Consider the following 2,331-nt stretch of genomic DNA (forward strand, 5'->3'; position numbering starts at 1 on the left):
CGAGGCTGCGTGCCTTGCAGTTCCAATTGGAACCGCACTTCCTGTTCAACACCCTGAATGCCATCTCCACATTGGTCGTCGAGGGCAGTCGCCCGGAGGCGACCCGCATGATTGCGCGGCTCAGCGACTTCCTGCGCCTGACCCTGGAGAGCGGTGACTCCCCTGAGATCAGCGTCGCTCGGGAGCTCGAGTTCGTGAGGGGTTACCTCGACATCGAGCAGGCCCGCTTTGGGGATCGGCTGGTGGCTTCCATCGTGGCTGGTCCCGAGGTCATGGAGGGGCTGGTACCAGCTCTGATCCTGCAGCCGTTGCTCGAAAACGCGGTCAAGCACGGCGTCCTGCAGCGCGACGACGGCGGCAGAGTGACCATCAGCGTCACCCGAGACGGCAGCGTACTACGACTGACCGTGACGGACGACGGCCCTGGGCTCGACGAGACGCGGGGAACGCGGCACGGCGTAGGCCTGGCGAACACCGCCGCGAGGCTCACGGAGCTATATGGTGCAAACTCACGCTTCGAACTCGCCCCCATGAACGACTGCGGGGTATCGGCCGCCATCGAGATCCCTTTCCGGACCGCCCATGCCTCCGGATCCGCCTGATGCTGCGTGTCATCATCGTCGACGACGAGGAGTTGGCCCGACGCGGGATAAGGGCACGCCTCCAGGCTTCGAAGGACGTCGACGTCGTGGCCGAGTGCGGATCGGGTCGCAGGGCGGTAGAGGTCATCCGTCGCACCCGCCCCGATCTGGTCTTCCTCGACGTGCAGATGCCGGGCATGGACGGCTTCGGAGTCCTCGACGCCCTCGGCGGACCGTCCCTCCCCAGGGTGATCTTCGTCACCGCCCATGACCAGCACGCGATCCGAGCTTTCGAAGTCAACGCCCTGGACTACCTCCTGAAGCCCATAGACGACGAGCGTTTCGATATGGCCCTGGCGCGGGCCCGAGAGTCGATTCGTGCCCGCCGCGATGGCGACCTGGGTCGGCGTCTAGCGGCAGCGGTTCGTGACGTAGACGCCTCCAAGGAGCCCGCCTCACCGCGCGCCTATGCTGAGCGCTTCGTCGTGCGCCTGGCGGGCCGGGTAGTCTTTGTGAGGAGCGCCGAGATCGACTGGGTGGAGGCGGCCGGCGATTATGTCACCCTGCACGTGGGCAAGAAGCCCTGGCTTCTCCGGGAAACGATGGCCGCCATGGCCGCAAAGCTGCCGCCCGAGAAGTTCGCCCGCATCCACCGTTCCGCGATCGTCAACGTCGAACGCATCGTCGAGCTGCGCCCCTACGACAACGGCGAATACTTCGTGCGGCTCACGGACGGAATCGAACTGAAGCTCAGCCGCACCTACCGTAACGCTCTCCACCGGCTGGTCGACGGCGGCCTCTAACGGCTGGACCGTCGCTCCATTCGATTCCAAACGACCTTCGAACCGCCGCTCCTGGGAACGCCTCATCGCACGCTTGGGGTGTTTCGTCGAAGAGTGCTAGCGCACCCAGCGTCCGGCCCATTAGTGTGCGTTCATCTCAGGAGCTCCCATGAGTCACATCATGCTGCTCGTCAACCACATACCGCGTTCCTTCGAGGCCGACCCTGACACGCCGTTGTTGTGGGTCCTTCGCGACACACTGGGGCTGACGGGCACCAAGTTCGGCTGCGGGATGGCCCAGTGCGGGGCGTGCACCGTGCACGTCGAGGGAGAGGCGGTTCGCTCCTGCATCACCCCGGTTGGGGGCGTCACCGGCAGGCACGTCACGACCATCGAGGGACTCTCGACCGATCGGAGCCACCCGCTCCAAAAGGCCTGGATCGCAGAACAGGTTCCACAGTGCGGCTACTGCCAGTCCGGGATGCTCATGACGGCGGCCGAGCTCCTCGCCCGCAAGGCGCGGCCGACCGATGAAGACATCGACTCGGCTTTTGCCGGCCACATCTGTCGCTGTGGGACCTACCAGCGGATTCGGCGCGCGGTCCATCGCGCTGCCCGGGCGGCAACGACTCCCCCGGGGAAGGGCGGGATCAGGTGAAGCGAGAAGGTGCCCTGAGCCGCCGGATCTTCCTCAAGACGGGCGCTGCCGGCGGCGCCGTGCTGCTGATCGGTTTCGACTTCACAAGCGCGGCCCCGGTTGCCGGTGACATTCGGGGCCCATTTTCGGCATGGGTTCGCGTCGCGAGCGACGGCACGGTGACCCTCCTTATGCCCAAGGCGGAGATGGGGCAGGGCGTGATGACGGGGTTGCCGATGCTTCTCGCCGAGGAGCTCGACGTCGAGTGGGCTGACGTCCGCGTGGAACAGGCGCCGACAGACCCCAACATCTATCGGCACGGGACCGGCAG

The 2,331-nt window shown here is 65.9% G+C and carries 4 protein-coding genes; all 4 read left to right on the forward strand.

What is annotated here, in order from left to right:
• On the forward strand, positions 1–602 hold a 602-nt coding region (locus VN461_10610; GenBank protein ID HXB55226.1), incomplete at its 5' end, for a histidine kinase.
• On the forward strand, positions 602–1,384 hold the full coding sequence (locus VN461_10615) for a LytTR family DNA-binding domain-containing protein (protein ID HXB55227.1): 783 nt from the start codon (positions 602–604) through the stop codon (positions 1,382–1,384). The genes VN461_10610 and VN461_10615, both read left to right, overlap by 1 nt.
• Before the next feature lie 148 nt (positions 1,385–1,532).
• Entirely contained in the window at positions 1,533–2,021 is a 489-nt protein-coding gene (locus VN461_10620; protein ID HXB55228.1) for a (2Fe-2S)-binding protein, read from the forward strand.
• Positions 2,018–2,331: molybdopterin cofactor-binding domain-containing protein (locus tag VN461_10625; protein HXB55229.1), on the forward strand; the 314-nt coding region annotated here is incomplete at its 3' end. The genes VN461_10620 and VN461_10625, both read left to right, overlap by 4 nt.

It is taken from the genome of Vicinamibacteria bacterium, from assembly GCA_035570235.1.
GTDB lineage: Bacteria > Acidobacteriota > Vicinamibacteria > Fen-336 > Fen-336 > DATMML01.